This is a genomic window from Corallococcus sp. AB030 (genome assembly GCF_003668965.1).
Classification (GTDB): Bacteria; Myxococcota; Myxococcia; order Myxococcales; family Myxococcaceae; genus Corallococcus; species Corallococcus exiguus.
On record NZ_RAWQ01000368.1, the window covers coordinates 1 to 4,638 of the forward strand.

General features: G+C 71.6%; 3 protein-coding genes and 1 pseudogene. 3 read left to right on the top strand and 1 reads right to left on the bottom strand.

Going from position 1 to position 4,638, the window contains the following annotated elements; all coding sequences use genetic code 11:
• The first annotated feature begins 165 nt into the window (after positions 1-165).
• Positions 166-2,196, top strand: a complete 2,031-nt coding sequence (locus tag D7Y15_RS42355; RefSeq protein ID WP_121756102.1) for a c-type cytochrome — start codon at positions 166-168, stop codon at positions 2,194-2,196.
• Between the two features lie 102 nt (positions 2,197-2,298).
• Positions 2,299-3,408 (top strand): hypothetical protein, encoded by a 1,110-nt coding sequence (locus D7Y15_RS42360; protein WP_121756103.1) that lies wholly within the window; start codon positions 2,299-2,301, stop codon positions 3,406-3,408.
• A 12-nt stretch (positions 3,409-3,420) separates the two neighbouring features.
• Here D7Y15_RS42360 and D7Y15_RS42365 read toward each other — a convergent pair whose 3' ends face one another.
• Entirely contained in the window at positions 3,421-4,194 is a 774-nt protein-coding gene (locus D7Y15_RS42365; RefSeq protein WP_199746064.1) for a hypothetical protein, read from the bottom strand.
• Between the two features lie 184 nt (positions 4,195-4,378).
• On the opposite strand from D7Y15_RS42365, the pseudogene D7Y15_RS46225 reads away from it, so the two are divergent.
• Positions 4,379-4,638, top strand: a pseudogene (locus D7Y15_RS46225) (hypothetical protein); the annotation flags it as partial.

Sequence of the window (4,638 nt, forward strand, 5' to 3'; positions counted from 1 at the left end):
CGGGTGGAGAGGGCGTCGACTTCGGGGGGCGGGTGAGCGAGCATGCGGCCCTCGGGAAGGCGTGTGAGCAGGGCCGGCACGCTCCCGAACAGGCCGTGGGGCATGCGCGCAGGGTGGGGTCGGAGGAGCGCGCGAAAGCCTTCGCGGGAGGGGATGGCATTTCCGATGCGACGGCAGGGATGGGCCGCGCTGTGCGCGGTGACGACGCTGGTTCTGTCGGGTTGCAAGGAGCGTGAGGTCGCGGGCACCTGGAGCAATGCCTCCGGGTCCGTGGCGCTCAGCCGGGACGACTCGCTGCTCTACGTGGTGGACGCGGACAACGGCATCCTCGCCGTGGTGGACACCGCACGCCGGGAGAAGGTGTCCGAGGTGCGGGTGGGCCCGCGTCCGGAGCGCGTGGCGGTGGGCCCGGACGACACCGTGTACGTGACGAACCGGGGCGGCAGGAGCGTGTCCGTCATCCGCAAGGGAGACGCGGTGGAGGCCGCGCGCGTCCCGGTGGGCGTGGAGCCCACGGGGATGGCGCTGTCTCCGGATGGCAGCACGCTGTACGTGGTGAACAGCGCCATGCGTGAGTCCGCCGCGCGGGGCAGCCTCACCGCCATCGACACGGGCACGCTCACGGCGCGCTGGGAGCTGCCGCTGGGCGAGGAGCCGCGAGGCATCGCGCTGCTGGAGGACGGCCGCAAGGCGGCGGTGTCGTTGTTCCGGCAGGGCGACGTGATGACGGTGGACCTGTCGGACGCGAACCAGCCCCAGGTGATGCGCGGCGGCACGGACCTGCTCGCGAAGGCGAACCGGCCGTCGCCCTCTGCTGCCCCCTCGGAGTTCGAGCCGCTGCCCATGAATCCCCAGCAGGGCCCGCGCTCCTTCCGGTCGCGCGGCATGGTGGACCTGCTGAGCGCTCCGGATGGCCGTCGCCTCTTCGCGCCGGTGCTGTGGTCGCGCGAGGATCCGCTGGGCGGGCCCGTGGACGGCCGCGGACCCAATCCGGGAGAGTCGATGTACGGCGGCGGGACGCCCTGCGGCGCGTCGGCCGGTGGCGGCGTGGTGGCCGCGGGGCTCATCACCTTCGACGCGGAGGACGAAGCGCCCCGCCCGGTGGTGGACGACCTGGACGAGTGCAAGCCGCCGCCGGAGGAGAAGCCGGACTACCCCACGTCGCTCGTCGCGAGCCCCTTGTTCGACACGCCCCTGCAGGGGCCGGCGGCGGCGGTGGTGGACCCCACGGGCGCGTGGCTGTTCCTGGTGAACCAGGACTCTAACAACGTGGCCATCCTGCCCTCGTGGCGCCGCTCCGGTTCGGACCTGGTGAACGAGACGAGCCCGGTGCGGCAGCTGATTGCCGTGGGGGCGGGCCCCAACGGCATCGCGCTCACGCGGGACGGTCGCAAGGCGTACGTCTACAACGCGTTCGACCACACGGTCAGCACGCTGGGGTCCAGCGGCAACGCGTTAGGGGACATCCGCGAGGAGGGTGAGCGCCTGGTCATCGTGGGCGACACGCTGTCGCCGATGGCGGCGGCGGGCCGGCGGCTGTTCTTCAGCGCGGTGGATGCGCGGATGACCAGCCCGTCCGTGGCGGTGTCCTGCGCGTCGTGCCACCTGGAGGGCCGCGAGGACGGCCACGTGTGGGGCTTCCCGGACGGGCCGCGCCAGACGCCCAGCCTGGCGGGTCGCATGACCACGGCGACGGCGCCCTTCCACTGGAGCGGCGAGTTCTCCGCGCTGGGGGACTTCATGAGTGCCACGGTGAAGGACCGCATGGGCGGCCAGGAGCTGGACGCGGACACGGTGGCGAAGCTGGGAGCGTTCATCGACGCCATCCCCGCGCCGGACAACGCGTTCCATGGCGAGCCGCTGACGGCGTCCCAGACGCGCGGCGCCGCCCTCTTCACGCAGGCGAAGTGCGACACGTGCCACACGGGCGCTGCGCTCACGGACAACCGCAACGTGGACGTGGGCACGTTCGTGCTCTCGGGCGTGCTGCAGGACGCGGCGGCGGTCATCAAGACGGGGCTCAACACGCCGTCGCTGCTGGGCGTGGGCCGCACCGCGCCGTACCTGCATGACGGCAGCGCGCCCACGCTCAAGGCCCGCCTGATGAACGGCCGCGAGACGAACCTGCACGGCACGACGGCGGGGCTGTCCGACGCGGACATGGACGACCTGGTGGCGTACCTGGAGACGCTGTAGCGGGGAGCGAACCGCACCGGCGCGGTCATTCCCTCTGGGGATGACCGCGCAGTGCAGGGTTCTTGCTTGAGCCGTGCCGCGAGGGCATGGAGACCCCCGCTCATGGGTCCCACCTCTCAGTCGGCGGGTTCGCTCCGTCTCAAGATCGCGTCTTCGCCCTGGAGCCTGGTGGCGCTGCTCCTGGTCCACCACTTCGGGCTCTGGGCGTGGACGGCCTGGCGCCGGGACATCCCACCGCTCCTGGTGTTGGATCGCTGGGACTCGCACCACTACAGCACGCTGGTCCTGGAGGGTTACTCCTGGCCCCTCTGGGCCTTCCTGCCGCTGTACCCGGGCCTGGTCTGGCTGGTGCGGCAGGGGCTGGGAGGCACGCTGCCGCCCCAGGTCGTCGGCGCGGCCCTGTCCACGGCATGCCTGCTGGGCTTCGTCGCGTGGAACACCCATTGGGCGCGGCAGGGGCCGGAGCGCGAAGGGATGACGGCCCGGACGCCTTGGGGGTGGTTCGTCTTCCTCTACGCTCCCGCCAGCTTCGCGCTCCATTCGCACCACACGGAGGGGCTCTTCCTGCTCCTGTCGTTCGGGGCCCTGGCGTGTGCTTCGCGTGGGCTGCTCCTGCCCTCGGCCGTGCTGGTTTCGCTGTGCATCTTCACGCGCAACCAGGGCTGCTTCGTGGCCATCGCCGCCGCGCTCCTGGCAGCCATGCGCGAACCGTCGTGGCGCGAGCGCTTCGTGCGGTTCGGCTTCATGGGGTGTCTGTCGCTGGTGGCGTTCGGAGGGTTGCTCGTCTTCGAGTGGAGCCGCTCCGGTGACCCCTTCATGTTCCTGAAGGCCCAGCGGGAGTGGAATCACGTGGACTCTGTCTGGGGCGCCGTCCGGGGGCTGTGGTTCGGCAATCCCTGGCACCAGGGATTCAACGGCTGGCTGGTGCTTCGGAACGTCTTCGGGGCCGCGTGGCTGGTGTTCGGGGTGATGTTGTGGCGCCGCGACCGGGCCCTGGGCCTTTATGTCCTGCTGTCACTTCTGGTGATGCTGCCTCAAGGCGACCTGGGAAATGCCTTCCGCTTCGGCGCGGTGCTCTTCCCGGTCATGTTCGTCGCGGGCGACTGGCTGGCCACGCGTCCCAAGGCGTTGCGCTGGACGGTGGCACTGCTGCTCGTGTGGCTCAATCACAAGGCCACTCACGCCTACGCCATCGCGAAGTGGCCCTACTGAGTCCGCCGCGGGCTACTGCGCAGCCGGTGCGGGCGCCACGGGCTTCGGACTCGCGGGCACTGGCGCGACAGGACGCGGGGAGGGGACAGGCGACGGTTTCTGGGCGCCCGTGCCCGGAGGCGCGGAGAGCAGGTCCTTCGAACCCGCGCGCGGCGCGGTGAGGCTGTCCATCGGCTCCAGCGGTTCATCCCGCAGAAGGCTGTCCCCCGCGTCGGCCGGAAGCTCCGAGCCCGCGTCCGCCGTCGTATCCCTCACGCCGTGATTCGACGTCACCGCGAGCCGGGCCACGTCCATCGCGCGGTCGGGGTCATCCCCCAGCCAGGTCACGACCACGACGCACGGCGTGTCGTCATCCCACGCCACCACCTGCGTCATGCCCTGCACGGGGTTACGGCGCGCGGCGGCCTTGCCCAGCGCCGGAATCTCCTCGCCGCCCACGTTCAGCGTGGGCTCGAGCAGCGCGCGCACATCCGCGTTCGCGTAGTTCGGCTGGCAGTCATACGCCACCGACACGGACACGCCCGCCAGCGCCGCTGAACGCAGCGAGCACACGGGCCCGCACGTGGGACACGCGCGCTCCTCCTTCATCGTGAAGCCGTTCAGCGTGAGGTCGCGCAGGTCCGCCGGAAGCAGCTCCTCGCACGAGGGCAGCGTCAGTGTGGACGGCCGTCCCGGAATCCCGATGGCCCCCGCATCCGACGCTCCCGTCGCGTCCGTGCCCGCACCGGGCCTGCTGCACGCGCCCAGGGCGAGCGCCATCAGCAGTGCACCCCGTCCGACCCTCATCCCGTTGGCTCTCCTCACCGACGCCATGCGCGCGGCGCGGATGGTAGACCGTGCCCGGCCCCCGTCATCAGCATTGTGGCGCGGCTGCCGCTTTCCGGACGCGACCGGATGGCGGGGGAGAGGTCGGGCAGGCCGGCCTCGTTCATGGGCGGAGCGTGGGCTAGGCTGCCTGCCTTCCTCCACCATGCGCCTCCCCGGTTTCCTCAGCCTGTCGATAATGGTCCTGGCGCCGGCCATTCCCGCCCGGGCCCAGACGTCCAGTCCGCCTCCCCGGAGCGCGACCCCCGACGAGTCCTGGAGCGAACCCGGCAAGCCCGCTTCCGAAGTCCCACCGGCTCCCGCGAGTCCCCAGGCCGCTCCCGGCGAGGAAGTCCCCTCCCGCGTCCAGCCGCCGCCCGAAGCCGAGGGCTGGGAGTCCTTCCCCGGCGCCTCCAGCCCCGTCCC